The organism is Amycolatopsis sp. 2-15, assembly GCF_030285625.1.
Taxonomy (GTDB): Bacteria; Actinomycetota; Actinomycetes; order Mycobacteriales; family Pseudonocardiaceae; genus Amycolatopsis; species Amycolatopsis carbonis.
Genome location: NZ_CP127294.1, coordinates 8,543,627 through 8,568,653 on the forward strand (window position 1 = coordinate 8,543,627; position 25,027 = coordinate 8,568,653).

General features: G+C 71.1%; 21 protein-coding genes. 11 read left to right on the forward strand and 10 right to left on the reverse strand.

The genetic code is table 11. The annotated features are described in order from the left end of the window. Window positions 1–28 precede the first annotated feature (28 nt). Genes QRX50_RS42235 through QRX50_RS42245 form a run of 3 tightly spaced genes read right to left on the reverse strand, consistent with a single transcriptional unit; the run spans window position 29 to window position 5,279 of the window. Window positions 29–919 carry an ROK family protein gene (locus QRX50_RS42235; RefSeq protein WP_285968685.1) on the reverse strand — a complete coding sequence of 297 codons (891 nt, stop codon included), beginning with the start codon at window positions 917–919 and terminating at the stop codon, window positions 29–31. Beyond that, window positions 916–3,831 (reverse strand): glycosyl hydrolase 2 galactose-binding domain-containing protein, encoded by a 2,916-nt coding sequence (locus QRX50_RS42240; RefSeq protein ID WP_285968686.1) that lies wholly within the window; start codon window positions 3,829–3,831, stop codon window positions 916–918. Before QRX50_RS42240 ends, QRX50_RS42235 begins: the two co-directional genes overlap by 4 nt. Continuing rightward, complete coding sequence (locus QRX50_RS42245; RefSeq protein WP_285968687.1) at window positions 3,828–5,279, reverse strand: APC family permease; 1,452 nt, start codon at window positions 5,277–5,279, stop codon at window positions 3,828–3,830. Before QRX50_RS42245 ends, QRX50_RS42240 begins: the two co-directional genes overlap by 4 nt. 100 nt (window positions 5,280–5,379) lie before the next feature. Between QRX50_RS42245 and QRX50_RS42250 the strand changes: the two genes are divergently transcribed. Next, window positions 5,380–6,441 carry an ROK family protein gene (locus QRX50_RS42250; protein ID WP_285968688.1) on the forward strand — a complete coding sequence of 354 codons (1,062 nt, stop codon included), beginning with the start codon at window positions 5,380–5,382 and terminating at the stop codon, window positions 6,439–6,441. 3 nt (window positions 6,442–6,444) lie between these two features. Here QRX50_RS42250 and QRX50_RS42255 read toward each other — a convergent pair whose 3' ends face one another. Further along, window positions 6,445–7,071: a TetR/AcrR family transcriptional regulator gene (locus QRX50_RS42255; RefSeq protein WP_285968689.1), complete on the reverse strand. Its 627-nt coding sequence runs from the start codon at window positions 7,069–7,071 to the stop codon at window positions 6,445–6,447. Window positions 7,072–7,296: 225 nt separating this feature from the next. Between QRX50_RS42255 and QRX50_RS42260 the strand changes: the two genes are divergently transcribed. Together QRX50_RS42260 and QRX50_RS42265 are read left to right on the forward strand one after the other, a co-directional pair. Beyond that, entirely contained in the window at window positions 7,297–8,385 is a 1,089-nt protein-coding gene (locus tag QRX50_RS42260; protein ID WP_285968690.1) for a J domain-containing protein, read from the forward strand. Between the two features lie 196 nt (window positions 8,386–8,581). After that, entirely contained in the window at window positions 8,582–9,187 is a 606-nt protein-coding gene (locus QRX50_RS42265) for a LysE family translocator (RefSeq protein WP_285968691.1), read from the forward strand. Between the two features lie 50 nt (window positions 9,188–9,237). On the opposite strand, the gene QRX50_RS42270 is transcribed toward QRX50_RS42265, so the two are convergent. Next, the gene (locus tag QRX50_RS42270; RefSeq protein ID WP_285974694.1) at window positions 9,238–11,694 is read right to left on the reverse strand and encodes a M14 family zinc carboxypeptidase; all 2,457 of its coding nucleotides are present in this window, start codon (window positions 11,692–11,694) and stop codon (window positions 9,238–9,240) included. Between the two features lie 204 nt (window positions 11,695–11,898). On the opposite strand from QRX50_RS42270, the gene QRX50_RS42275 reads away from it, so the two are divergent. Beyond that, entirely contained in the window at window positions 11,899–12,564 is a 666-nt protein-coding gene (locus QRX50_RS42275) for a DUF998 domain-containing protein (protein ID WP_285968692.1), read from the forward strand. Between the two features lie 20 nt (window positions 12,565–12,584). On the opposite strand, the gene QRX50_RS42280 is transcribed toward QRX50_RS42275, so the two are convergent. The 5 genes from QRX50_RS42280 to QRX50_RS42300 all read right to left on the reverse strand — a co-directional run bounded on the left by QRX50_RS42280 (window position 12,585) and on the right by QRX50_RS42300 (window position 17,824). After that, window positions 12,585–12,977, reverse strand: a complete 393-nt coding sequence (locus QRX50_RS42280; protein ID WP_285968693.1) for a hypothetical protein — start codon at window positions 12,975–12,977, stop codon at window positions 12,585–12,587. Between the two features lie 119 nt (window positions 12,978–13,096). Then, window positions 13,097–15,028 (reverse strand): AMP-binding protein, encoded by a 1,932-nt coding sequence (locus QRX50_RS42285; protein WP_285968694.1) that lies wholly within the window; start codon window positions 15,026–15,028, stop codon window positions 13,097–13,099. Between the two features lie 39 nt (window positions 15,029–15,067). After that, window positions 15,068–16,285 (reverse strand): acyl-CoA dehydrogenase family protein, encoded by a 1,218-nt coding sequence (locus tag QRX50_RS42290; protein ID WP_285968695.1) that lies wholly within the window; start codon window positions 16,283–16,285, stop codon window positions 15,068–15,070. A 136-nt stretch (window positions 16,286–16,421) separates the two neighbouring features. Continuing rightward, window positions 16,422–17,045: a TetR/AcrR family transcriptional regulator gene (locus QRX50_RS42295; protein ID WP_285968696.1), complete on the reverse strand. Its 624-nt coding sequence runs from the start codon at window positions 17,043–17,045 to the stop codon at window positions 16,422–16,424. A 5-nt stretch (window positions 17,046–17,050) separates the two neighbouring features. Continuing rightward, entirely contained in the window at window positions 17,051–17,824 is a 774-nt protein-coding gene (locus QRX50_RS42300) for a LuxR C-terminal-related transcriptional regulator (RefSeq protein WP_285968697.1), read from the reverse strand. 216 nt (window positions 17,825–18,040) lie between these two features. Between QRX50_RS42300 and fabG the strand changes: the two genes are divergently transcribed. From fabG to QRX50_RS42335, 7 genes are all read left to right on the forward strand, one after another. Further along, a complete protein-coding gene (gene fabG / locus QRX50_RS42305; RefSeq protein WP_285968698.1) occupies window positions 18,041–18,802 on the forward strand; it encodes a 3-oxoacyl-ACP reductase FabG in 762 nt (253 codons plus the stop codon). A gap of 5 nt (window positions 18,803–18,807) precedes the next feature. Then, complete coding sequence (locus tag QRX50_RS42310) at window positions 18,808–19,260, forward strand: MaoC family dehydratase (RefSeq protein WP_285968699.1); 453 nt, start codon at window positions 18,808–18,810, stop codon at window positions 19,258–19,260. Between the two features lie 156 nt (window positions 19,261–19,416). Further along, window positions 19,417–20,442: a phosphotransferase family protein gene (locus tag QRX50_RS42315; protein WP_285968700.1), complete on the forward strand. Its 1,026-nt coding sequence runs from the start codon at window positions 19,417–19,419 to the stop codon at window positions 20,440–20,442. A gap of 2 nt (window positions 20,443–20,444) precedes the next feature. Beyond that, a complete protein-coding gene (locus QRX50_RS42320) occupies window positions 20,445–21,668 on the forward strand; it encodes an acyl-CoA dehydrogenase family protein (protein WP_285968701.1) in 1,224 nt (407 codons plus the stop codon). Next, on the forward strand, window positions 21,665–22,843 hold the full coding sequence (locus QRX50_RS42325; RefSeq protein WP_285968702.1) for an acyl-CoA dehydrogenase family protein: 1,179 nt from the start codon (window positions 21,665–21,667) through the stop codon (window positions 22,841–22,843). The genes QRX50_RS42320 and QRX50_RS42325 overlap by 4 nt, the downstream gene beginning before the upstream one ends. Next, the gene (locus QRX50_RS42330) at window positions 22,840–23,958 is read left to right on the forward strand and encodes an acyl-CoA dehydrogenase family protein (RefSeq protein ID WP_285968703.1); all 1,119 of its coding nucleotides are present in this window, start codon (window positions 22,840–22,842) and stop codon (window positions 23,956–23,958) included. The genes QRX50_RS42325 and QRX50_RS42330 overlap by 4 nt, the downstream gene beginning before the upstream one ends. A 156-nt stretch (window positions 23,959–24,114) precedes the next feature. Further along, complete coding sequence (locus QRX50_RS42335) at window positions 24,115–24,969, forward strand: alpha/beta fold hydrolase (protein WP_285968704.1); 855 nt, start codon at window positions 24,115–24,117, stop codon at window positions 24,967–24,969. The last annotated feature ends 58 nt before the right edge of the window (window positions 24,970–25,027 follow it).

Here is a 25,027-nt window from a genome sequence, read left to right on the forward strand (position 1 = left end):
GTCGGGGCACCGGCACACCTTCGGGCAGCTATCCCCCCGTACCCAGCCGCATGGCCAGAGCGACCGCGCCGAGCAACGACGCGTCCTGGTCGAACCGCGCCGCCACCAGTTCCGGCGGGAACGGCACCGCGCCCGCCAAGCGGTCGCGCAAAACCGGCAGCAGCACATCGGCCGAGCGCACCAGCCCGCCACCCACGGCGATCCGCGAAGGATCGAACGCGATGGCCAGGTTGGCGACGTGCATGGACAACTCGTCCAACGCCGAGGTGACCAGTTCCTTCGCCTGCGTGTTCTCCCGAGCCAACGCGAACAGCGAAGCCGCCGTCACCGGACGGCCCAGCAGCTCCGCGGCCCGGCGGCCCAGCCCGCGCCCACCGACCGCCTCCTCCAGCGGCGCCGAGCCGCTGGCGAAGCCGTCGGTGTCCTGGGGTGTGAGCAGGTTGTAGCCGATCTCGCCCGCGGCCCCGTTGGCGCCGGCCAGCACGACCCCGCCGATCAGGACCGCGGCGGCGATGCCGGTGCCCAGCGAGAGGAACACCGCCGGGTCGGCGCCGGCGAGGGTGCCGAACTCCCATTCCGCCAGCGCGGCCGCCTTCGCGTCCGTGCCGGTGGCGATGGGGACACCGCCGAACTCGGCCGCGACGAGCGAGCGCAGGTGCAGCTGTTCCCACCCGGGCACGTTGGGCGCGAGCAGGATCCGGTCCTCCAGGACGATCCCGGGGCTGACGACACCGACCGAGTCGACGCGCGCGCCCTCGTCCGCCGCCAGGGCCTTGGCCCCGGCGAGCGCGCGCGTCACCACCTGCTCGGCCCCCGCCTCGGCGTCGGTGTCCAGCCGGCGCGTGGCCAGCAGGGTTCCGGCGTCGTCGGCGAGCCCCAGCGCCACTTTCGTGCCGCCGAAGTCGATACCCAGGATCACTCGCGAGTCCCCTCGATCGCCGGCGGGCGGACGGCGTAGCCGCCGTGGTGACCGCGGGAAGCGGGCACGACCACGTTGCCGGTGTTGAAGCCGTCGACCGTGATCACGGCGGGTGCGCCGTGCAGGTCGGCGGAGCGGTAGGTCACCGTCAGCGTCTGCGACTCGCCGGGCCACAGCGTGATGTCGTTGTCGCTCCAGGTCGCCGCGGCGAGCTGACTGTCGCCGGACGCGACACCACCGGAAGCGGTGCCCCGGCGGACGTCGGCCCGCAGGAAGAACCCGACGGACGGCGTCTTCGACGTGTTGGTCACCGTCACCGTGGTCGCCGTGTCGGCCCCATCCGGACCCGCCACGTGCTTCGTCGAGCTCTCGACACCGATCTGCGCCTTCGGCAGGTCGCGCAGTGCCGACATGTCGCTGTACTGGCTGAGCGTCGCCTGCGGCTCGCCCAGGGTCTTGTTCCAGTCGACGACGTCCTTCTGCGTGGAGAGCCAGTAGACGTTGCGGTCCACGACCTTCCCGCCCTGGGTCACCTGCAGCTCCACGAAGTACACCTGGGCCTTGGCCGGTGCCTTCGTCTCGGCCGGCACCTTCGGCTCGAGCAACCCGGTGACGACGCCCTGCGCGTTCAGCGTCACGTTCTTCGCCGTCTGGTCGTCGAGCACCTTGCCCGCGGTGTCGTAGACCTTGGCCTGCACCGAAACGCCCGCCTGCGTGCCGCCGCCGAGGTTGGCCACGGTCACGGAACCGTTGTCGTAGCCGTAGATCGCGTGCAGCGGCTCGTTGGCCTTCTTGGCGCCGAAGAACGCGCCCGGCTGGTCACCGTCGTCGTTGTAGAGCGACCACAGCAGCGTCGGCCAGCCCTTGTTCAGCTGCCAGTACACGACCCCGGTCGACGGGTTGTCCTTGTCCGTCGAGTGCGCGATGAACGACTCGAACTGCGAACGGGTGTTCTCGTAGTTCGCGACCTGCGCGGACTCCACATAGGACTCCAGCGAGGTCCACTTGCCGTAGCGCTGGGCGATGGAGTTGTCCAAGGTGTACAGCGTGCCGAACGCGTAACCGCCGTGGTCGGGCTCGAAATTGGCGTGGTACTGGTTGTACGCCGGGTCCTGCCACAGCTTCGCCTGCTCCTCGGGCGAGAGGAACCGTTTGATCGAGTCCAAAGTGGGCACGGTGTGCCCGGCGCTCTGCTCGCTCGCGAAGCCCCACGAGCCACCCGCGTTGGTGCGACTGGAGTCACCGGAGTCGAAGTGCGACGTGTCGTACCAGTAGGCCGGCGGGACCCAGTCGTACGGGCCTTCCTTCTCACCGGAAACACCGAGCGTCGGGGTGCTCTTGTACTCCGCCGAGGCGATCACCGGCACCTGGAAATCGGCTTCCTTGAACGCGGCCAGCGTCTCGGACTCCTGGCGCGCGACGGGTTCGTTGTCGCTCCAGCCGTAGTTGAACACGCTCGGGTGGTTGCGCTCGCGCTGCGCGATCGAGTACGCGGAGTCGTGCATGATCCGGTAGTCGCGATCGGTGAGCTTCGAGGCGTCCTCGGGCTGCCAGGCGTCACAGCACAGGAAGCCGCCGATCACCAGCAGGCCCGCTCGGTCGGCCTGGTCGTAGAAGTCCTGCGGCATGTCGTGGCCTTCGAGCCGCACACCGGACAGGCCCATGTTCTTGATCAGCGCGATCTGGTGCGCGGTGTCGGCCTTGTCGTAGCGCAGGAACAGGTCCGGCGCGAAACCGCCGCCGCGGAACACGAAGTCCTTGCCGTTCACCGCGAACAGCCGCGAGCCCTGCGGCAGCGGCGCCGACTTGCCGACGAGCTTCGAGGTCACCGTGCGGATGCCGAAGGTGTCTGACGAAGACGTCGACACGACGCCGCCCTGGGCCACCGAGGTGTCCAAAGTGTACAGCGGCTGCGCACCCATCGAGTACGGCCACCACACCTGCGGCTTGCGGATCTTCAGCGCCGCGAACTTCGCCGGCGTGAACATCACCGTCTGCTTGGCGTCTGCCGCCACCGTCACGCTCTGCCTGACCACGATCGGCCCGCCCGACGGCGGGTTCACCGTGGCCGTGACGTCACCGGTCTGCGCCGAGCCGGCATTGTTGGTGACGTCGACCTTCACCGTCAGCGAGGACGTGGACAGGTCCGCCGCGTTGTCCTGCACCACGTGTGCGTTGTCGCCGGTGAGCGCGTCGGACAGCTGCAGGGTCGGCGGATACTGGATGCCGGTGTTGTTGTCCGGCGGGATCTGGCCCCAATCGACCTGGTCGAGCGTGTACATCGTGAGCGGGTTGTTCGGGTAGACCTTGATCGCCAGGGTGTTCTTGCCCTGCTTCAGCAGCTTGGTCACGTCGAAGGTGTGGCCGGCCAACGCACCGCTCACCACGTCCTTGCCCGCCACCAGCGTGCCGTTGACCCACACGTCACCCTCGCCGACGATGCCCGGGATCGTGAGCTTACCGTTCTTGCCCTTGGCGAACCCGGGGTCGAAGTCCGTGCGGTACCACCACGGGTCGGCGAACGGCTTCGTGGTCACGGGGCCGAGCTTGTCGACATACCCGAAGCACTTGCGCATGTTGTCGGAGTAGAAGACGTCAGGGCACTTGCCGTTCTGCACCAGCGCGTTGATCTCCGTGCCCGGCGCGCCCGCGTCATCGGCCTTGACCGGCAGCCAGCCCTTCGTCGAGTACCCGGGCTGCGAAACGCGGTCACCGCCGTCCTTCACACTCGCGGTGGTGAGCACCTGCCAGCCCGACGTGCCGATGGTGGACAGCCCCTGCTCATGCGGAGCGTGGTGCTGGGGCGACGGCGACGCGGCGGGCGCCTGGGCCGACGCCGTCGCGCTCACCACCCCGGGGACCAGGATCAGCGCGGCGGCCGCCGCGATCCCGGCGACGAGCGGTTTCCTCATGCCTCAAGCCCCTCTTCGGTCGACTTCTGCGCGAGGACGAACTCCTCGCGGATCTCCTTCGGCCCGAACGGCCACGTCTTCTCCGCCGCCGCGTAGATTCCGAATGCGACGACGCCGAGCACGATCCACGCCACCGAGAGGATGATCGAGAGCGTCGTGGCGGAAATGTAGATGTACACCCAGCCGGCGAGCGCGATGATCGTCGGGATCGGGTAGAGGAACTGGCGATACGGCCGCTTCAGCGCCGGCTGGCGGCGGCGCAGTACCCAGATCGCGGCGACCTGCGCCAGCGACTGGATGATCACCAGCACCGTCACCGCCGCGTTGATCACGTCGGTCAGGGTGAACAGCGAGCCGATCGCGGTGATCACGCCCATCGTCAGCACGCCGGCGGTCGGCAGGTTCAGCTTCGGGTGCAGCTTGGCGAACACCGGCAGGAACACCTTGTCGCGCGCGGCTTCGAACGGCACGCGCGAGCCGCCGAGCAGACCAGCGAAGACCGAGCCGATCGCGGCGATGATGATGAAGACCGTGATCACCTTCGCGGTGACCGTGCCCCACGCCTGCTCCAGCACGGTGGAGGCGACCGACGTCGCGTTCTTCAGCTGGTCGAGCGGGATCGAGCCGAGCACGCCGACCTGCAGCAGGAAGTAGAGCGTCATGATGCCGAGGATCGAGAAGATGATCGACCGCGGGATCGTGCGGCCCGGGTTGCGGACCTCACCGCCGAGGTAGGCGGTGGTGTTGTAGCCGAGGTAGTCGTAGATCGCGATCACGAGGCCGGCACCGAGGCCGCCCCAGAACGCACCGCCCGAGCCGAACGCACCGGGCGTGAAGGCGAACGCCTGGCCGCCGCTGAAGTGCGAGAAGGCCGCGACGATCACCGTGAACACGGCGAAGAGCATGATCATGAACAGCACGGTGGTGAGCTTGCTGATCTGGCCGATGCGCCGAAAGAGCGCCAGCACGATCACGGCGATGATGACGATGCCGATGATCTTGCCCAGCGGTGTCACGCCACCGTCGTCGACCACACCCGGGATGAGGTACCCGAGGTACTGGACGAGACCGATGATGCCCGTGGACATGATCAGCGGGATGAACAGCACGGCGCTCCAGGCGAACAGGAACGGCATCAGCCGCCCGGTGCGGTACTGGAAGGCTTCGCGGAGGTAGATGTAGGTGCCGCCGGCGCCGGGCAGCGCCGCGCCGAGCTCGGCCCACACGAGACCGTCGGCCAGCGCGATGATCGCGCCGATGATCCAGCCGAACATCGCCTGGGGGCCGCCCATCGTGGCGACCATCGCCGGGATGGTCACGAACGGGCCGATCCCGCACATCTGCGTCATGTTGATCGCGGTCGCCTGCAGCGGCCCGATCTTGCGTTCGAGACCGGTCCGTGGAAGATCCGCCGTTCCGGAACCCCCCGAACGGGTGGGTGAGCTCACGTCGTGCCTCCATCCAATAGTTAGTAAAGGTTCTTAACATAAGATTTGCGGGGTCGGAAGAGCCGCGTTCGTAAAGTTGCCGAAACGGCGAAGGGCGAGCATGGCGCTGCTCGATCTGGAGCAGGGCGGATTGGTCCGGGCCACCGGCCACAGCCCGTCGGGGCCGGGGCGCGCCGCCGTCGTCTACCGCGTGGCGCCCGAGTCCGGGCACGTCGTGGGCGTGGACATCGGCCGGCGTTCGATTCGCGTAGCCGTCGCCGATCTGGACGGGAGCATCGTCGCGCGGCACGACGAGCCGAACCGGTGCCGTTCGGGCAGTGCGCTCATCCACACCGTCGGCGACGCGGTGGGCCGAGCCGTCGCGTCGGCTGGTTTGGCGCCGGCCGAAGTGGCGGCCACCGTGGTCGGCACGCCGGGCGTTCCGGACGCGCGCACCGGAACCGTGCACCGAGCGCCGAACCTGCCGGGGTGGGAGCGCAAGGGGCTGCTGCACTCGCTGGCCGAACGGCTGCGCGCGCACGGTTCGGACCTCGTGGTGGAGAACGACGCGAATCTGTGCGCCGTCGGCGAGCACGCGCTGGGCGCGGCGCTCCGTGTCGACGTGCTGGTGTACCTCACGGTGGGCACCGGCGTCGGGATGGGCGTGCTGGTCGGCGGGAAGCTGTTCCGGGGCGCGCACGGAGCGGCGGGCGAGATCGCCGACCTGCCGGCGGGCGCCCGCGCTTCCGGGGCGCGCGCTCACCGGCCGGGGCCGATGGAGGACATCGCTTCGGCGCACGCGATCGTCGCGCGGTGCCGCACGCTGGGCTTGTCCGCGCGGAGCGCCCGGGAGGTCTTCCTGTCCGCCGCGGACGGGGATCCGGTGGCGCTGCGCGTGGTCGAGGAGGAGGCCGCGCACCTGGCACACGTGGTGGCCGCGGTGACGGCCGTGCTTGATCCCGGGCTCATCGTGCTGGGCGGCGGGATCGGGAGCAACGCGGCGCTGCTCGCCGCGCCGATGCGGCGCGCCTTGGCCGCGACGACGGCGTTCGCCCCCGAGATCGTCGCCGGGCAGCTGGGGCCGGAGGCCGTGCTGGCGAGCGCGGTGACGACGGCGCTGGGCACGGCGCGGGAGCTGGCGTTCGAGCGCCGCGAGCCGAGGCGGACGGCCGCGCGCGCCTGAGCGTCACTTCGCGGCGGCTTCGACGATCGTCAGGAGGTCTTCGAGGTCTTTCGCGAACTCGGCGTCGCGGTCGACGTGGTGCGGCAGCGGGCCGAGACGGTGGTGCGCGGGCAGGTCGGCGGGGCCGAGCTCGACGCGGCGCGAGCGGGCGAGGCGGGCGCTCGCGGCGAACCGGCCTTCGACCTCCGAGAGGACGTAGCCGAGGACGAACGTGGACAGCAGGCGTTCCAGGCGCGGGACCTCGGCTTCGGGCACGCCCGCGTCCAGCAGGGCTTGGTATACGCGTTCGGCCGGGAGAAGGGACTGCTCGTTCGCCGCCGGACGGGTGAACAGGAGCCCGGCCACGGCGGGGTGCTCGCGCGCGACCGCCCGCGCTCCCCCGGCCAGTTCACGCAATCGGGTGAAGGGGTCGAGGTCCGGGGCAGGCGTGGGCAGCAGGGTGAGCAGGTGGGCGGCGAGGCCGTCGAGAAGGTCGTCCTTGCTGCGGAAGTAGCCGTACAGCGCCATGGGCGTGAGGCCGAGCCGGGCGGCGAGGCCGCGCATCGACAGGGCGCGCAGGCCACGTTCGGCCGCCAGCTCCAGAGCCGCGCCCACGATCTCGGACCGCCGGGCGGTCTTGAGTCTGCGCACCCCGCGGAGTCTGCACCGCATACCCGCGAGTCTACGGCGTAGACCACGCACCGGAACCCGATCGAGCGACAGAGCGCAGCCAGAACGTGGTCCGCACTGTCCACAGTGGTCTCTGGACCCGGACGATGAACGGGGTTCACCCCGGCGTGCCGCGGAGGCGGTTGGCGATCGCGATCACCGACCCCATATCGTTGCGCGGCAGCCATTCGGAGGTGGAACGCGAACGTGCCCGAAGTCGACTACTACGCGGTGCTCGGCGTGGGGAAGACGGCGTCGCCCACGGAGATCAGGGCGGCGTACCGCAGGCTGGCGAAGACGCTGCACCCCGACGCGGGCGGCACCGTCGGCACGTTCCAGCTGCTGCGCGAGGCCTACGACACGCTGAGTGATTCCCGCGCTCGCGCTGCGTACGACGCCGGCATCCCGACCGTGCACGCGCGCCCGCCGGCGAAGCCGAAACGCCGCCGGTTCAGCGAGGAACCCGGGTTCGTGCCCGAGCCGCTGGATCTGGAGCCGGACGAGCTCGAGTGGTGGGAGTTCGCGGCGCAGGACCCGCGCGTGCGCCACGGGCGGCGGCGCGGACCCGGGCACACGCCGGTGGTCGCCGCCGTCGCCGGCATGGTGCTCGTGCTGGCGCCGCTGGTGCTGGGCGTGGACTTCACGCCGCCGGTGCTCGTCGTGTGGCTCGCGCTCACGGCCGGCACGGCGCTGCTGGTTCAGCGCCTGGCCCGCGGCTACCTCGCCGCGCGGCGCGCTCGCAGCGAGTTCGCCGCGGAGTTCGGTGGCGGCTCGGTGTTCGGCAGCCCCGGCGTGGAGGCCGACGAGCTCGCCGAACGCCTCACGGCCGACCTCCTCGAGCGCTACCTCACGCGGCTGCCCGCCGCCCGCATCTTCCACGGCCTCGCCTGGCCGGGCTCCGTCTTCGCCGACGTCGACCACGCCGTGCTGTGCGGCAAGCGCCTCGTGCTCATCGAGTCGAAACAATGGCTGCCCGGCCACTACGAAACCGCAGACGACGGCCGCCTGCTCCGCAACGGCCGCCCTTTCCGCGGCGGCGGTTCCCGCCTCGCCGAAAGCCTCGACTCCTACCACGACCTGCTCCCCGGCATCACCCTGCGCGGCGCGATGATCGTCTACCCCAGCCGCGCGGGCGCCATCACCACCGCGGACCCCGCCGAGGGCACCCCGCCCATGACGCCGGAACAGTTCCTGCACGAAATCGGCGGCTGGCTGTCGGCCGAACCGTCTACTGTGGACCACAACGCGCTGCGGACGGTGCGGGGGCAGGTCGTGGGGAGTGGCCGGGCCGCGTAACCGCGGCGCCGGTTGTAAGTGCCGGTCGGTGACGCGGGCGGCGCGGATTCCGGCCGCCGGGCAGTGGCGATCTCGCCGACCGTGGCCGCGAACCTCGCTGGGCCCTCGCGCGGACGGCAGCCGGACTCGGCGCGGGTTTGCGCGGTCATCTCCCCTGCCCCGCACACTGCCGACCGGCACGCGAGAAGATGTCCATGTGAACACCGCAGCGACTCTCGGCACGGTGCTGCTCGTCTACGCCCCCGCGGCGGTGACGCCGGGGCCGAACTTCGTGCTCATCGCGCACACCGCGGCGGCCGGGTCGCGCCGGGCGGCGGTCGCCGTGGCGGCCGGGGTGGTAGTGGCGGGTGGGCTGCTGGCGACGGTGGCCGTGTTCGGGTTGGGCGCGTTGCTGGCGGCGACGCCGTGGCTGGCGACCGCGTTGCGGATCGTCTGCGGGCTTTACCTGGCGTGGCTGGGGATCAGGCTGTGGCTGGCAGCCCGGGCGCCCGACCGGGAACCGCCGGCCGAGCACAAGAACGCGTTCGGGCAGGGGATGCTGAGCAACGTCACCAACCCCAAGGCCGCCGTGTTCTTCGGAAGCGTGCTGACGGCCACGCTGCCGCCGACGGAGCCCACGGCGACGAAGGTCGCGGCGATCGGGCTCATCGTGCTGGCGTCGGCGACGTGGCACCTGTCCGTGGCACTGCTGTTCTCCTCCCCCGCCACGCAACGCTGGTACGACCGGGCGCGGCCGGTGCTGAACCGGGTCGTCGGGGCAGTGCTCGTGGTGCTCGGGGTCGCGTTGGCCGTAACCGGGTGAGATAGGTCCGTGAAGGGCCCCGAGACAGGAGCCCTTCACGGACCGGGAACTCAGCCGTGCGAGCGGTTCTTCGCCGCGCGCGCCGAGTTGGTGCAGATCTCGCCCACGTCGATGGTCTGGCCGCGGTCGAGGTAGACGTCCGCGATGCCCACCGGCTTGCCCTTCGCGTTGGTGCAGGTCAGCTGGTAGGCCTCCTTGGGCCCGTACGTCGGCGGCACCGGCGACGCGAACGACACGCCACCGGTCCAGTCGTCCACCTGGGCCGGGTCGGCCTGGGCGTAGTTCACCAGCACCGCGCGGTAGTCGCCGGCGGGCGGGTCGAACAGCACGGCGTGCTCCGAGGTGGTGCCGCCGTTGGCCGACGACGTCACGGCGTTGCCCGCGGCGTCGTACACGTACAGGTCCCAGTCGGTGTCCGGGTTCGCCCAGTTCACGTCCACGCTGAACTTTCCGTTGTCCACCTTCGGCAACCCGTCGACGTGGAACGTGAAGCTCTCCGACGCCGGGTTGTCCGGGTACGACTCGTTGATCGGCGGCACACCCGCCGGGTTCGTCACGGCGTACCCGGCCTGCGCCGGTCCCTGCGGGTCACGCCCGTAGCGGCCGGCGACGTACGGCCGCGTCGACGGGTTCACCGACCACGCGAACCGGCCGCCGGTCGAGGTGTAGGTGGAGTTCAGGTCGTCGGTCACGTACACGGGCGGCTTGGTGGAGCCGTCCGGCTGCAGCACGGGCGACGTCGGGGTCTGGAACGTCTTGTGCAGCTTGAGTTGGTAGCCCTTCGGCGCCGTGCCGATCAGCGTCGAGTGCGCCGCCGGGTCGGCGGTGTTGCGCAGCATCTCCAGCAGCGCGCCGCTGTTGCCGCCCTTGCCCGCGCCCGGCGCCGGGGCCAGGCCCGCGTACTCGGCGACCACACCCACCTCGTACGGCGTGTGGAAGCCGGCGCCACCGATCTCGATCGTGAAGCCCCAGCCGCCGGTGGCCCAGTACGACCAGTCCTCCGTGGTACCGGTGGTGTCGTAGAGCGCCCAGCTCGGTTCACTCGTGTAACCGTTGTGGGAGGCCAGTTTGTCGCCGAGCGCCTGGTACACGGGGTCCTCGAGCGGCGGCCGGACGTCGGCGACGCCCGGCGGGCGCAGCACGAGCGCCGCGTTGGTGTGGAAGGTGATCAGGTTCGTCACCTGCCGCGACGACACGACCGAACGGATGTTGCGCGACTCCGGCTCGCTGAACGGGGCCGAACCGCGGAACGTCTCGCTGCTCCACGACAGGCCCGCTCCCCCGCCGCCCCAGAAGCCGGCGTAGTTGCGGTTCGGGTCGGTGCCGCGCTGCGCGCCGCCCGGGTTCGCCTTGCAGACTCCGGTGGCGAACTGCGGCGGGGAATCGGCGGCGTTGCAGTTCTTGCGTTTCATCTCGTAGTCGAACCTCGTGAAATCCCCACGGGGTTCGGCTTCGCGGGAGATCGAGAAGCCGTCGGGGTTCACGATCGGCACGATGATGTTGCGCGTCTTGCCGACCAGCCCGCGGATCGTGGTGTCGTGGGCGTAGCCGTTGATCAGCTGGTAGGCCCACTCCATCGTGGTCTCACCGGCCGGCCATTCGCGCGCGTGGTGTACACCCATCGTGAAGTCGACGGGCTTGCCGTCGGCGGTGTTCGCGACGTCCGTGGCGATCTCGAGCCCGACGACGTCGCGGCCCTCCCACGTCGGCTCCGGCAGCGTGAACGCCTTGACCAGCTTGCGGTTCTTGCGCGCGAGCTCCTTCATCTCGTACTCGTAGTCGTACAGATGGCGGTAGCTCGTACGGCCGGACGGCAGCACCGAGGCAGCCGTCTTCGCGGCGTACTCGCGGTCGGTTTTCGCGTCGCGGATCGACTTTGCCGACAGGTCCGGCTCGACGACGGTGGATTTCAGCCCGCTCGCCGCGAGCGTGCGGCGGTCGGCGTCGCCGGCGAGCACGACCTCGACGCCCGTCGCGTCACCTTTTTCGGTGACGTCGAGGCCGAGCCCGAGGAGCTTGTTCTTGTCCGCGCGCGAAGGCGTGTGCACGCGGACGAGTTCGGCGCGCTGGGCCGGCGCGGCGGATCCGGTCGGGGTGCCCTGCGGGGTCAGCGCCAGGAAGTCGACGCCGAGCTTCGCCTCCTTGGCGTTGCCCGCGTACCGGCAGCTCTGGATCACGAGCTGCTGGCCCTTCTTCACGAAGCTCTCGGCGAGCTCGTGGCTGCGCAAGGCCGCCGAGGCCGCGACGAGCGCCCCGGTGGCCTTGTCGAACACGGCGAGGTCCCAGTCGCCCTCGGCGCCGGCACCCGGCGTCAGACGGGCCTGGACCAGGCCGTCGACCGTCGAGGCGACCTCGCGGCGGTCGGTGCCGGGCGCGCCGGCCGGCTGGAGCGCGGCGAAACACGACCGCACGACGGAGCGGTCGGCGTGCACCACGTTCTGCGCGGCCGTGGCCGACGTCGGCAGGGCGACGAACGTCCCCGCCAGGACGCCGGCCGTGGCCAGCAGAACCCACGGTCTGGATCTTCTGAGTGAAAGTCGTTGTGAAAGAGGTGAATTACCCACGTTCGCGGACCTCCCAGGGCCGAGCCGGGAGCAGGGACGCTCCGGCAGCGAACGACCATATCGACGCAAAACGCCCCGGGTAACCTTCGGAAGTACGGGATCATCCGCTCACAGTGGGCACATACCCGTCCTGGCTAATCTCGAAGGATGACCGCCCTCGCCGAGGACCGCCGCCCCGCTCTGCTGTCGATCGCCGGCATCGCCGCGTTCGCGATCGGCGCCGCTCTGGTCCTGCTCCTGCAGCTGGTGCCGCCCACCGATGAGATCAGCGTGACCAGCCGGACCATCAGCGAGTACGGCCTGTCGGACAACAAGTGGGTGTTCGACCTCGCGGTGGTGCTGGTGGCCGTGGGCTCCGCCGTGACGCTCGCCGTGCTGCGGCTGCAACGGCGCCTGCCCGTGGTCTCGGCCGTGTTCGGTGCACTGTGGACGATCGGCTTGCTCGTGATCGTGGCGTTCCCGAAGACCAACTGGGCCACGGCCACCGGTGGCGCCGCGGGCGGCACGCTGCACCGGGTGGCGAGCGTGGTCGCGTTCGTCTGCCTGCCGCTGGCCATTCTGGTGGCCGCGCGCACGACGTTCCCGCACTCGCCGCGCCGCCGGTTTGCCGCTCGGCTGCTCGCCGCGCTGTCGCTGGGCTGGCTGGCGATCATCGTCGGCGCCGTGGCGGTCGCCGCGGTCAACGACGAACGCTGGTGGCTGCTCATCCCGCTCGGCCTGGTCGAACGCGGGATGGCGATCACGGAGCTGGTCGCGCTGGCGGTGCTGGCAGCTCCGGTGCGCGCGGAGAAACCGGCCCGCGTTTCGAGCTGAAACTCAGCCCGCGCCGGCGATCAGAACTCGTCGCCCTGCCCGAGCTCGTGTTCGAGCTGGTCGGCGCGAGCCACCAGGGCGCGCAACGGCCGGTCCAGCTCGTCCTCGATGTCCAGCGACGCGAGCGGCACGGCGTGCTTGATCAGCGCCACGCCGTCGACCACGGCCGCACCGCCGACGCCGGACTCGCCGACGAGCTCCAGCAGCCGGCGCAGGTCGACGCGGTCGGCCCAGCCGACGGGCGAGGACAGCTCGGCCCACGCCACCCCGCCGTGGTCGGGCAGCAGGTGGACGGTCGCCTGCTGGCTGCGGCCGTCGTCGGTGGGCAGGCGGAAGCGCAGCCAGCCGTCGTGGTCCTCGAGCACCTCGTAACGCAGGCGCACGAAACTGATCACGTCGTTCCAGATCGTCACGGTCGACACCTCTCGCCCCTCGGCCACGGTGCCAGCCTATCGGGCCGCCGCCCCGCCCCGCCCGGCACACGCTCCGGGCGAACCGGACGCGCCACCGGTACGGGCGGCGGGCGACAAGGTCAGCGGGCCGCGGACACCGCCGTCAGCACCGCGTCCAGCGCGCCGGGGTCCTCCATCGCGCTGGTGTCGCCGCGGGGAGCGCCCTCGACGAGGACGTCGCGCAGGAGACGGCGCATGGTCTTGCCCGTGCGGGTCTTGGGCAGCGCGGTCACGGGGTAGACCTTGGCCAGCCGGGCGTAGCCGCCGAGTTCCTCGCCCACGCGGCGGATCAGCTCGGCCGACACGGAGTCGGCGTCGGCGCCGGCCAGGAGCGTGACGAAGGCGATCGGGACCGTGCCCTTGGTCGGGTCGGGCACGCCGACCACGGCGGCCTCGGCGACGCGCTCGTGGGCGGTCACGACGCCTTCGATCTCCATCGTGGAGATGCGGTGGGCGGCGACGTTGATGACGTCGTCCGCGCGGCCGAGCACCCACAGGTGGCCGTCGGCGTCGAGGACAGCTTCGTCCTTGGTGTTGTACCGGCCGGGGAACTGGTTGAAATACGCCGAGAGGTAGCGCTCGTGGTCGCCCCACACCGTGCGCGCCAGCGTCGGGAACGGCCGGGTGATCACCAGGTTTCCCTTGGTACCGGCGGGAACCGGCAGACCGTCGTCGTCCACGATCTCGCAGTCGTGGCCGGGCAGGGGACGCCCGGCGGAGCCCGCCTTCAAGGCGTCGACGCCGGTCACCGGGTAGGTCCAGGTGGAGCCGGTCTCGGTCTGGCCGTAGGCGTTGACGATCGGGACGTCGAGGTGCGCGCCGGCCCAGGTGAACGTCTCCGCGTCGAGCGGCTCGCCCTGCACGGTGATCAGCTTGAGGTGCGGCAGCGGGTGCGCGGCGCACAGGTCCTCGCCGAACGAGCGCAGCATCCGCAGCACGGTCGGCGCGGCCAGCACCTGCGTGACCTCGTGGCGTTCGCAGAACTCGTAGAAGCGTTCCTTCGTCGGGGTGTCGAGTGCGCCCTCGTAACACGCGATCGTGGTCCCGCACGCCAGCCCGCCGATCACGGCCTGGATCGGGAAGGTCAGCCAGCCGACGTCGGCGGCCACCCAGTACACGTCGCCCTGTTCGAGGCCGGCCTGCCAGTAGGCGTTGGCCCAGGTCCCGACCAGGAACCCGGCGACCGAGTGCACCACGCCCTTCGGCGTCGACTCCGTGCCGCTGGTGAAGATCAGGAACGCCGGGTCGTTGGCCTCCAGCGGCACGGCCGGCGTGCCTTCGGGGTGCCGGGCGACGAGGTCGGCGTAGGAGACCTCGCCCGCTTCGAGCGGCAGGTCGCGGCCGGTGCGGTCGAGCACCACGACGTGGCCGAGGTCGGGCAGGCCCGGCCGGGCGGTGCGCAGGGTCTCCAGCAGCGGCACCAGCTTCCCGCGCCGGTAGGACGCGTCGGCGACCACCACGGCCTTCGCGCCGGAGACCTTGAGCCGCGCGGTCACGGCGTCCTTGCCGAAGCCGGAGAACAGCACCGTGTAGATCGCGCCGATCCGGTTGCAGGCGTGGATGGCCGTGAACGCCTCGACGAGGTTCGGCAGGTAGATCGCGACCACGTCGCCCTTGCCGATGCCCAGCTCCAGCAGCCCCGCGGCCAACGCCGAGGTCTCCCGGGCGAGCTCGGCGTAGGTCACCGTGCGGGTGTCCCCCGGCTCGCCCTCCCACACCACGGCGGCGCGGTCGGCCGTCGCGGGGTCCTCGGCCCAGCGGTCGACGCAGTTGTCGGCCACGTTGAGCAGCCCGCCCGTGAAGTACCGGAACTCGGGCAGGTCACCGCTGCGCACCTCGTCCCACGGCCGCATCCACCGCTGCTTGCCCGCGGCCCACGCCCAGTACTCGTCCGGGTCGCGATCGTGCAGCGCCCGCGCGCGGGCGATCTCCTCGGCCCGGCTCGCGGAGCGCCACCGTTGGGGAAGTTCCTGCAACGGAACGGAGATCAGCTGTTCCACACTGTCGGCCACGGGCACGCTCCCTTGTGTGTTCGATCGATCGGCACCTGCTCAGACGGCCAGCCCCAGTGAACGCGCGATCAGCATCCGCTGCACTTCGGACGTGCCCTCGCCGATGGTGAGGATGCGGGCGTCCTGGTGGTGGCGGGTCGCGGCCGTCTCTTCGATGAAGCCGTAGCCTCCCTGCAGCTGGGTCGCCAGGTAGGCGGCCTTGTTCGCGGCTTCGGACGCGACCAGCTTCGCCGTGGCGGCGGCCTCCCTGATCGACAAGCCGTGATCGTACTTCCACGCGCCGTCGTAGGTCAGGGTGCGGGCGGTGGCGGCCAGCGCCGCGATGTCCGCGGTCTGGAACGCCACGGCCTGGTGGTGGCCCAGCGGCTGGCCGAAGGACGTGCGTTCGGTGACGAAGCGCAGGGTGTCGGCCAGGCAGCCGCGGGCGAGCCCGGCGCTCATCGCTGCGATCGGCAGCCGCGCCCACGTGAGGAACTCGAGCGCGTCGCGGTAGCCGCGGCCCGGTTCGGACAGCAGCGCGTCGCCCGGCACACGGACGTCGTCGAAGAACAGCGGGTGCGTGTCGGAGGAGCGCCAGCCCAGCTTCGGGTACCCCTTGCCGACGGTGACGCCCGGCGCGTCGAGCGGGACGAGGAACGCCGAGACCGGCGGCCGGCCGCGCTTGTCGTCGCCGACCGCGGCGAGCAGGATCACGTAGCGCGAGAACGGGGTGCCCGAGTTCGTGATGAACTGCTTGGCGCCGTTGATGATCCAGCCGTCGCCGTCCTGGCGCGCGAGGGTGCTGATGTTGCCGGCGTCCGACCCGCCCGACGGCTCGGTGAGTCCGATCGAGATGAACGTCTCGCCGGTGGCGGCCGAGGGCAGGATCTCCTGACACAGCTCGGGCCGGTCCTGGGCCAGGTGCGCGAGCAGCGCGGCGCAGATCGCCTGGACGTGCACCGTGACCGCCAGCGAAGAGTCCACTGTGGCCAATTCCTCGATCGTGAGGCACAGCGTGCGCAGGTCGGCGCCGGCGCCGCCGAACTCGGCCGGCACCATCAAGCCGAAGACCCCGAGCCGGCCCGCCGCGCGGACCAGGTCCGCGTCGAACTTCGACTCGATGCTGCGCCGGGCGGCCTCGGGCGCCACCACTTCGGCGGTGAACTCCCGCACGGTGTCGCGCCACTGCAGGTGCTCGGGGGTGAAGGCCCAGGGCAGCTCGTACCCGTGGTCGGCGAGCTGGCCACCCCGCACGGAGTTCGTGGTGGTCGCGGTCATTCGGCATCACCTGTTCTCGGGGGTCCCCGCCTCGGGGCGGCGGGAGCACGGGATCGTCGGACCCAGCCGGGGACTGGGCCATCCGGACCAACGGTAGGCGCGCGGCGTTCGCGCAGATACCCACGAGTGGGGGTGGTCAGCCGTCCGTGCGGAGGAACGGCGCCACGAGCAGTTCTGCCAGCTCGTCCGCCAGCTCGGCGGGACTCACGGCGCCGGCCGGGTCGTACCAGTCGGGCAGGTAGGCCAGCGTGCCGTACGCGATTTCCAGGCCCAGCCGCGCTTTCCGCGGGTCCGTGCCGAGCTCCCGCGCCGTCTCCTCGAACACCGTCGAGTGCTCGCGCCGCAGACTCAGCACGGCGTCGGCAAGCGCGGGCACGCTCACCCGCGCCTTGAAGAACAGCGGCACGTACTCGGGGTAGTCGCGGACCTCGATCAGCACCTGTTCGCGGAACAGCCGCCGCAGCCGTTCCCGCGGCTCGGGTTCGGCCTCGACTATCGCCCGCAGCCGGGCGGACACGTCGGCCGCCGATTGGCGCAGGCAGCGCAGGAAAAGCTCTTCCTTCGAGGAGACGTAGTAGTAGAGGCTGGCGCCACGCAGGTCCAGCTCGGCCGCGATGAGGTCGAAGTTCGCGCCTTCGTAACCGTGGCGGGCGAACACGCGTGCTGCGGCGCGTTCGAGCCGCGCCACCCGTTCGGCCCGTTTGCGTTCGGCCCGGGTCACCGGTACCTCGCCGGACCCGCCGGCCGTCAGGCTCCCCACCGCGGTCACGGTAGCAAGCCGGCCATCCGCGCGCGGTAGACGGCTTCGCCGCGGGTGTGACTGTCCAGTTTGGCCATCGCGCTCTTCAGGTACGACTTCACGGTCTGCACGGTGAGACCGAGCCGGCGAGCGACGTCCACGTTGGCGTGTCCCATCGCGACAGCGGTGAGGACGTCCAGCTCACGCGGCGAGAGCCGGATCGGCAGGTCGTCCGCGACCGGCGTCCCGGACAGGCTCGCACCCAGCTCGCGCAGCCGCCGGCGCACCTCGGGGTCGGTGGCGGCGGCCGCGATGTCCTCGAGCTCCGCGGCGATGTCGCCGGCCGAGCGCCGCGACGGGCTCGGCGGTTCCTGCGCGGCCGAGCGCTTCACGAGGTCGACCGCCCGGTCGATCAGGCCCTCACCGAACTCCACCGACGTGCGCGCCGCGCCGTAGACGACGTCGCGCACCACCCCGTCGGTCTTCACGGGCACCGCGAACATCGCGCTCAGGCCCTCACCCGCCACGGCGCCGTCGAAGCGATGCGTGATGCCCTTGGCCGCCACGTAGTCCCGGACGAACACCGGCCGTTCCAGGGCGATGCACCGGCCGCCGACCCCCTCGCCCCGCGGGATGACCAGGTTGCGCAGCAGGTCGGTGCGCGCGCCGTCGAACCGGTCGAGCACGAACGTGCCCGTGCCGCGGTCGACCCGGGCCGCGAACGCGATGTCCACCGGCTCGAGCGCGCGGACGGCGCGAAGCACCCCATCGACGCGGACCTGCGGTGTCACCGTCGACATCCGCGCCTCCTTCCGCCACCTGCCGAGAGACCCACATCACTTTACGGAGGGACTCCTAGGATTTCTAGTCGACTCTTGAAAATTCGGCGCCCGTCCGGGCGAACATGAGCCCGGTCACAGTGGCCCGCCGAGCCCTTCCGGGTATCTTCCTAAGCATCCGCTTAGCGGGCAGACTGCGTGCCCGATCGCTGTTTCTCAACGATGAGGAGGGTCCTCGTGACCGATTCCCCCGCCCGGGTTGCCATCGTGACGGGAGCCGGCCGCGGCATCGGTGCCGCCGTCGCCCGCCGCCTCGCCGCCGACGGGTTCGCCGTCGGCCTGCTGGACCTCGACGAGTCCGCGGTGAAGGCGGGTGCCGAGGCGATCGTGGCCGAGGGTGGCCGGGCCGTCGGCGTCTCGCTGGACGTCAGCGACGCCGACCAGGTCGAGGCCGCCGTCACCCGCGTCGCCGAGGAGCTCGGCGCGCCGACCGTGCTGGTCAACAACGCCGGCATCACGCGCGACAACCTGCTGTTCAAGATGACCGAGAACGACTGGGACTCCGTGCTCGGCGTGCACCTCAAGGGCTCGTTCCTCATGACGCGTGCGGTGCAGAAGTACCAGACTGAAGCGAAGTGGGGCCGGATCGTGAACCTGTCCAGCACTTCCGCACTGGGCAACCGCGGCCAGGTCAACTACTCCGCCGCCAAGGCCGGCATGCAGGGCTTCACGAAGACCCTCGCCATCGAGCTGGGCAAGTTCGGCGTCACCGCCAACGCGATCGCGCCCGGCTTCATCGCCACGGACATGACCGCGGCCACGGCCGAGCGCCTCGGCATGGACTTCGAGGACTTCAAGAAGGCGGCCGCGTCGCAGATCCCCGTGCAGCGCGTGGGCACGCCCGCCGACATCGCCCACCTGACCTCGTTCCTCGTGAGCGAGGGCGCGGGCTTCGTCTCGGGTCAGGTCATCTACGTCGCCGGCGGACCGAAGGACTGATGGCCATGCGCGTGTTCACGAACGTCGACGAGTTCGCCGCCGCGGCTGGCGAGCACCTCGGCGAGAGCGAGTGGCTCACCGTCACGCAGGAGCGGGTGCAGCAGTTCGCCGACGCCACCGACGACCACCAATGGATCCACCTCGACACCGAGAAGGCCGCGGCGGGGCCGTTCGGCACCACGATCGCCCACGGGTTCCTCACGCTTTCGCTGCTGCCGCACTTCGGCTCGCAGGTCTACCGCGTCGACGGCCTGAAGATGGGCATCAACTACGGCCTCAACAAGGTGCGGTTCCCGCAGCCGGTGAAGGTCGGGGCGAAGGTGCGCGGCAGCGCGGACCTGCTCGAGGTGACAGACGTGGCCGGCGGCAAGCAGGCTGTGGTGCGGTGGACCGTCGAGATCGACGGCGAGGCCAAGCCGGCCTGCGTCGCCGAGTTCGTCGCCCGCATGATCGCCTGACCTGCCCGCGACATTGCCTGGCAGCGCCGCCCGCGGCACTGCCCGACAACCCGCCTGACCACGCGAGAGGCACCCGGCCCGGGGACACCCGGGCCGGTGGCTGTACGACATACCGACTAGTCGGTAGCGTGGGCCGGTGACCCCTGAGGAGGCCCGATGACCCCGTCCGACCCACCAGGACTCGACCTGGCCCGCCTGCGCGGCTACCTCGACGAGCAGCGGCCCGGTCTGGTCACCGGCGAGCTGACCGCCGAGGTGGTGCAGGGCGGCCGCTCGAACCTCACCTACATCGTGGGCGACGGCACCCACCGCTGGGTCGTGCGCCGTCCGCCGCTCGGGCACGTGCTGCCGACGGCACACGACATGGCGCGCGAGTTCAAGGTGATCTCCGGCCTGGCCGGCACGGCGGTCCCGGTGCCGGGCACCGTCGTGCTGTGCCAGGACACCGACGTGCTCGGCGCGCAGTTCTACGTGATGGAGTTCGTGGCCGGCACGCCGTACCGCAGCGACTCCGAGCTCGCGGTGCTGGGCACCGAGCGCACGCGCGAGATCGGGTTCCGGCTCGTGGACACGCTCGTCGACCTGCACGCCGTGGACCCGCAAGCGGTGGGGCTCGGCGACTTCGGCCGGCCCGACGGCTTCCTCGAACGCCAGCTGCGCCGCTGGAAGAAGCAGCTCGACGGCTCCCGCAGCCGCGACCTGCCCGGCGCCGACGAGCTGCACGAAAGCCTGGCCGCGAAGCTGCCGGCCTCGGGCCCGGCCACGATCGTGCACGGCGACTACCGGCTCGACAACGTGCTCGTGGACGGCGACGACCGCATCACCGCGGTGCTCGACTGGGAAATGTCCACCCTCGGCGACCCGCTCACCGACCTCGCGCTGCTGGTGGCCTACGCCGAGCGCGACAAGGTGTCGCTGCAGATGGTGTCCAACGCCAGCTCCGCACCCGGCTACCCGAGCACCGACGAGGTGATCGCCCGCTACGCCGAGCGCTCCGGCCGCGACGTGTCGGCGCTCAACTGGTACGTGAGCTTCGCGTTCTTCAAGCTCGCAGTGATCCTGGAAGGCATCTACTTCCGCTACAGCAAGGGCCAGACCGTCGGGTCCGGGTTCGAGGGCATCGGCGACGCCGTGGCCCCGCTCGTCTCGCACGGCTACGAGACGCTCAAAGAGGAGAAGTAGTCATGGATTTCGCGTTCGACGCGCGCACCGAGGAGCTGCGCGGGCAGCTGCTCGACTTCATGGATTCGCACGTCTACCCCGCCGAACCGGTCTTCGAAGAGCAGCTCGCCGAGCGCGAGAACCCCTGGTCGTCGGTGCCGGTCGTGGAGGAGCTCAAGGCCGAGGCGCGCAAGCGCGGTCTGTGGAACTTCTTCCTGCCCGGCGAGGACGGCGCGGGCCTGACCAACCTGCAGTACGCGCCGCTGGCCGAGATCACCGGCCGCAGCCCCCGGCTCGCCCCGACCGCGGTGAACTGCGCCGCGCCGGACACCGGGAACATGGAAGTGCTGCACATGTTCGGCAGCGAGCAGCAGAAGAAGCAGTGGCTGCAGCCGCTGCTCGACGGCGAGATCCGCTCCGCGTTCGCGATGACCGAGCCCGACGTGGCCTCCTCCGACGCGCGCAACATCGCCACCAGCATCCGCCGTGACGGCGACGAGTACGTGGTCAACGGCCGCAAGTGGTTCATCTCCGGTGCGATGAACCCGAACTGCAAGATCATGATCGTGATGGGCAAGACCGATCCGGACGCGCCCGCGCACCAGCAGCAGAGCATGATCCTCGTGCCGCGCGACGCCGCCGGCGTGACCATCAAGCGCGGCATGCACGTGTTCGGCTACACCGACGGCGACCACGGCGGCCACGCCGAGGTGCTGTTCGAGGACGTGCGCGTGCCGGCGGAGAACCTCATCGCCAACGAGGGCGCCGGCTTCGCGATCGCCCAGGCTCGCCTCGGCCCCGGCCGCATCCACCACTGCATGCGCGCGATCGGCATGGCCGAGCGGGCGCTGGAACTCATGTGCCGCCGCACGCTTTCGCGCGAGACCTTCGGCAAGCCGATCGCCGAGTCGGGTGTGGTGCAGGACTGGATCGCCGAGTCGCGCGTGAAGATCGAGCAGCAGCGGCTGCTGGTGCTCAAGACCGCGTGGCTGATGGACACCGTGGGCAACCAGGGTGCGCACACCGAGATCCAGGCCATCAAGATCTCCACCCCGATCACGGTGGAGTGGATCCTCGACAAGGCCGTGCAGGCCCACGGCGCCGGTGGCGTGAGCCAGGACTTCCCGCTGGCCGAGCTGTGGGCGGGCGTGCGCACGCTGCGCCTGGCCGACGGCCCGGACGAGGTGCACAAGCGCTCGCTGGCGCGGCGCGAGCTCAAGAAGTACCGGACGGAGGCCGGCCGATGACCCCCGACGACCTCCAGGCCCAGGTGGCCGGGTTCCTGGCCGCGCACGACCCGAAGACCACCGACCGGCTCGAGTTCCTGCGCGCCCGCTACGACGCCGGTCTGGCGTGGGTGCACTTCCCCGAGGGCCTCGGCGGCCAGGGTGCGCCGCGCGCACTGCAGCCCGTCGTCGAGGCCGCGTTCGCCGCGGCCGGCGCGCCGGACAACGACCCGCGCCGCATCGGCATCGGGCTCGGCATGGCCGCGCCGACGATCCTCGCGTTCGGCACCGACGAGCAGCGCACGCGCTACCTGCGTCCACTGTGGACGGGCGAAGAAGTGTGGTGCCAGCTGTTCAGCGAACCCGGCGCCGGCTCCGACCTCGCCGCACTGGCCACCCGCGCGGTGCGCGACGGCGATGACTGGGTCGTGACCGGACAGAAGGTGTGGACTTCGAGCGCGCACACTGCCCGGTGGGGCATCCTCGTCACGCGCACCGACCCCGACGTGCCGAAGCACCAGGGCATGACGTACTTCCTGTGCGACATGACCGCGCCCGGCGTCGAGGTGCGGCCGCTGCGCCAGATCACCGGCGAGGCCGAGTTCAACGAGGTGTTCCTCACCGGCGTGCGGATCCCGGACACTCAGCGACTCGGCGCGGTCGGCGAGGGCTGGAAGGTCGCGCAGACCACGCTGATGAACGAGCGCGTGGCCATCGGCGGCAACGCGTTGCCGCGGGAAGGCGGCCTGATCGGCATGGTCTCGAAGACCTGGCGCGAGCGGCCCGAGCTGCGCACGCCGGAGCTGCGCGACCGGCTCGTGCAGCACTGGGTGGAGGCCGAGTCGTTGCGGCTGGCGGCTTCCCGGCTGCGCCAGCAGCTCACCGCGGGCGCGCCGGGGCCGGAGGGCTCCGCGATGAAGGTGGCGTTCTCCGAGCTCAACCAGAAGCTCACCGGGCTGGAGATCGAGCTGCTCGGCGAGGAGGGCCTGCGCTACGACGACTGGACGCCGCGGCGGCCGGAGAAGGTCGACTTCCTCGGACGCGAGGCGGGTTACCGCTACCTGCGCGCTAAGGGCAACTCGATCGAGGGCGGGACCTCGGAGATCCTGCGCAACATCATCTCCGAACGCGTGCTGGGGCTGCCGTCCGAGCCGCGGGTGGACAAGGACGTCGCCTGGAAGGACCTGCCGCGATGAGCGAGCTGCCCACCCCGGACCTGCTGTACTCCGAGGTCGAGGAGGACCTGCGCGCGTCGGTGCGGGATCTGCTCACCGACCAGGCCTCCCCCGCGGCGCTGCTGGCGCGGGTGGAGACCTCGGAGCCGTATGACCTGAAGCTGTGGAAGACGCTCGCCGCCGATCTCGGCGCGGCCGGGCTGATGGTGCCCGAGGAGCTCGGCGGGCACGGCGCTTCGGCGCGGGAGACAGCCGTGGTGCTCGAAGAGCTGGGCCGCAGCGTGGCGCCGGTGCCGTTCCTCGGCAGCGCGGTGCTGGCGACGTCGGCGCTGCTGGCGGCGGGCGGTTCGGTGGCCGCCGAGCTGCTCCCCCGGCTCGCCGCGGGTGAGCTGACGGGCGCGCTGGCCGTGCCGCTGTCGACCGCGCCGGGTGCGGCTTTCCCGGCGACGGTGTCCGTGAACGGTGACGGGACGCTCAGCGGACGCGCCGGCACGGTCGTCGACGCCTCCGTGGCCGAGCTGCTCGTGGTGCCTGCGACCGGGCCCGACGGGCCGGGGCTGTACGCGGTGGAGGCTTCGGCGGCCCAGGTGACCGAGCTGGTGTCGTTCGACCTCACGCGGCGGGTGGCCGACGTCGAGCTGGCCAACGCCGCGGCGCGCCTCGTCGTGAGTGGCGCGGCCGCGGAGGCGGCGCTGGACAACGCGCTGACCACGGCGGCGGGGCTGCTCGCGTCGGAGCAGACGGGGCTCACGGAGTGGGCGCTGACGACCACCGTCACCTACCTCAAGGGCCGCTACCAGTTCGGGCGCCCGGTCGGCGGGTTCCAGTCGCTCAAGCACCGGCTGGCGAACCTGTACACGGACCTGGTGAACGCACGCGCGACGGCGCGGTACGCGGCCGACGCGCTCGCCGGCGGCTTCGACGTGCCGATCGCGGTGGCCGTGGCGCAGGCGCGCGTGGCGCCGATCGCGGTGCACGCCGTGGAGGAGGCGATCCAGCTGCACGGCGGGATCGGCATGACGTGGGAGCACCCCGCGCACCTGTTCCTCAAGCGCGCCAAGAGCGACGAGCTCGCGTTCGGCACGCCGGGCCGGCACCGCGCCCGGCTGGCTGATCTCGTGGACCTGCCGGCCTGAGGTCGTGTTTCCGGGGCCCCGCCCGCCGTTTCGGCTGGCGGGGCCCCGGCACGTGGTGGACACTGTGGACGGTGGTGCCCGGCGCGTACGAACAGGCGGCAAGAGTGCACTTTTTCTTGTGGTGGCCGGAAGCTTCGGCTTCCTAGCCTGGTGATCATGGTCCCGGGCACCGAGCAGCTGACGATCACCGTCGGCACCCACCGGCACAGCGCGCTCGCCGCCGGCCCCGCGTCGGGGGAGCTCGTCCTGTTGCTGCACGGCTGGGCCGAGTTCGCCGATTCGTGGACCACGGAACTCGCGGCGCTGGGCGCGGCCGGCTACCGCGCCGTCGCGGTCGACCAGCGCGGCTACGCCTCGGGCGCGCGGCCGCTGGACGTCGACCAGTACTCGGTGCGTCACCTCATCACCGACGTGATCGCCTTCGCCGCGGCGCTGGGGTCCGACCGCTTCCACCTCGTCGCGCACGACTGGGGCGGCATGGTCGGCTGGGCGTTCGCCAGCGCGCACCCCGACCAGCTGCGCTCGCTGACGATCCTCACCACCCCGCACCCCGCCGCCCTGCACCGCGCCGCCACCGACGACACGCGCCAGTTCCGCGACCTGGGCTACGTCCGCTTCTTCCGCCACCTCGACGGCCGCGCCGAGGCCTCCCTCCTCGCCGACGACGCCGCCGAACTGCGCGCCGCCTACGGCGACCGCGTGCCCGCCGAGCTGATCGAACGCAACATCACGCGCCTGACCGAGCCGGGTGCTTTGACGGCCACGCTCAACTGGTACCGCGGTCCGGCCGCCAGCGAGTTCGACATCCCCGCCGGGCGCATCTCCGTGCCGACGCTGTACCTGTGGGGCAGTGAGGACCCGTACCTGGGCCGGACGGCGGCCGAGCTGACCCGCTCGTACGTCGACGGGGAGTACGAGTTCGAGGTCGTGGAAGGCGCCAGCCACTGGCTGCCGGAAGAGGCCGGGGAATTCATCATGCCCCGGATCCTGGACCACCTGAAGCGGCACTAGTTCGCCTCACAACCCGATCCCTGCGCCAGCCACAGCGCAAGATCACAGAAAACACAGT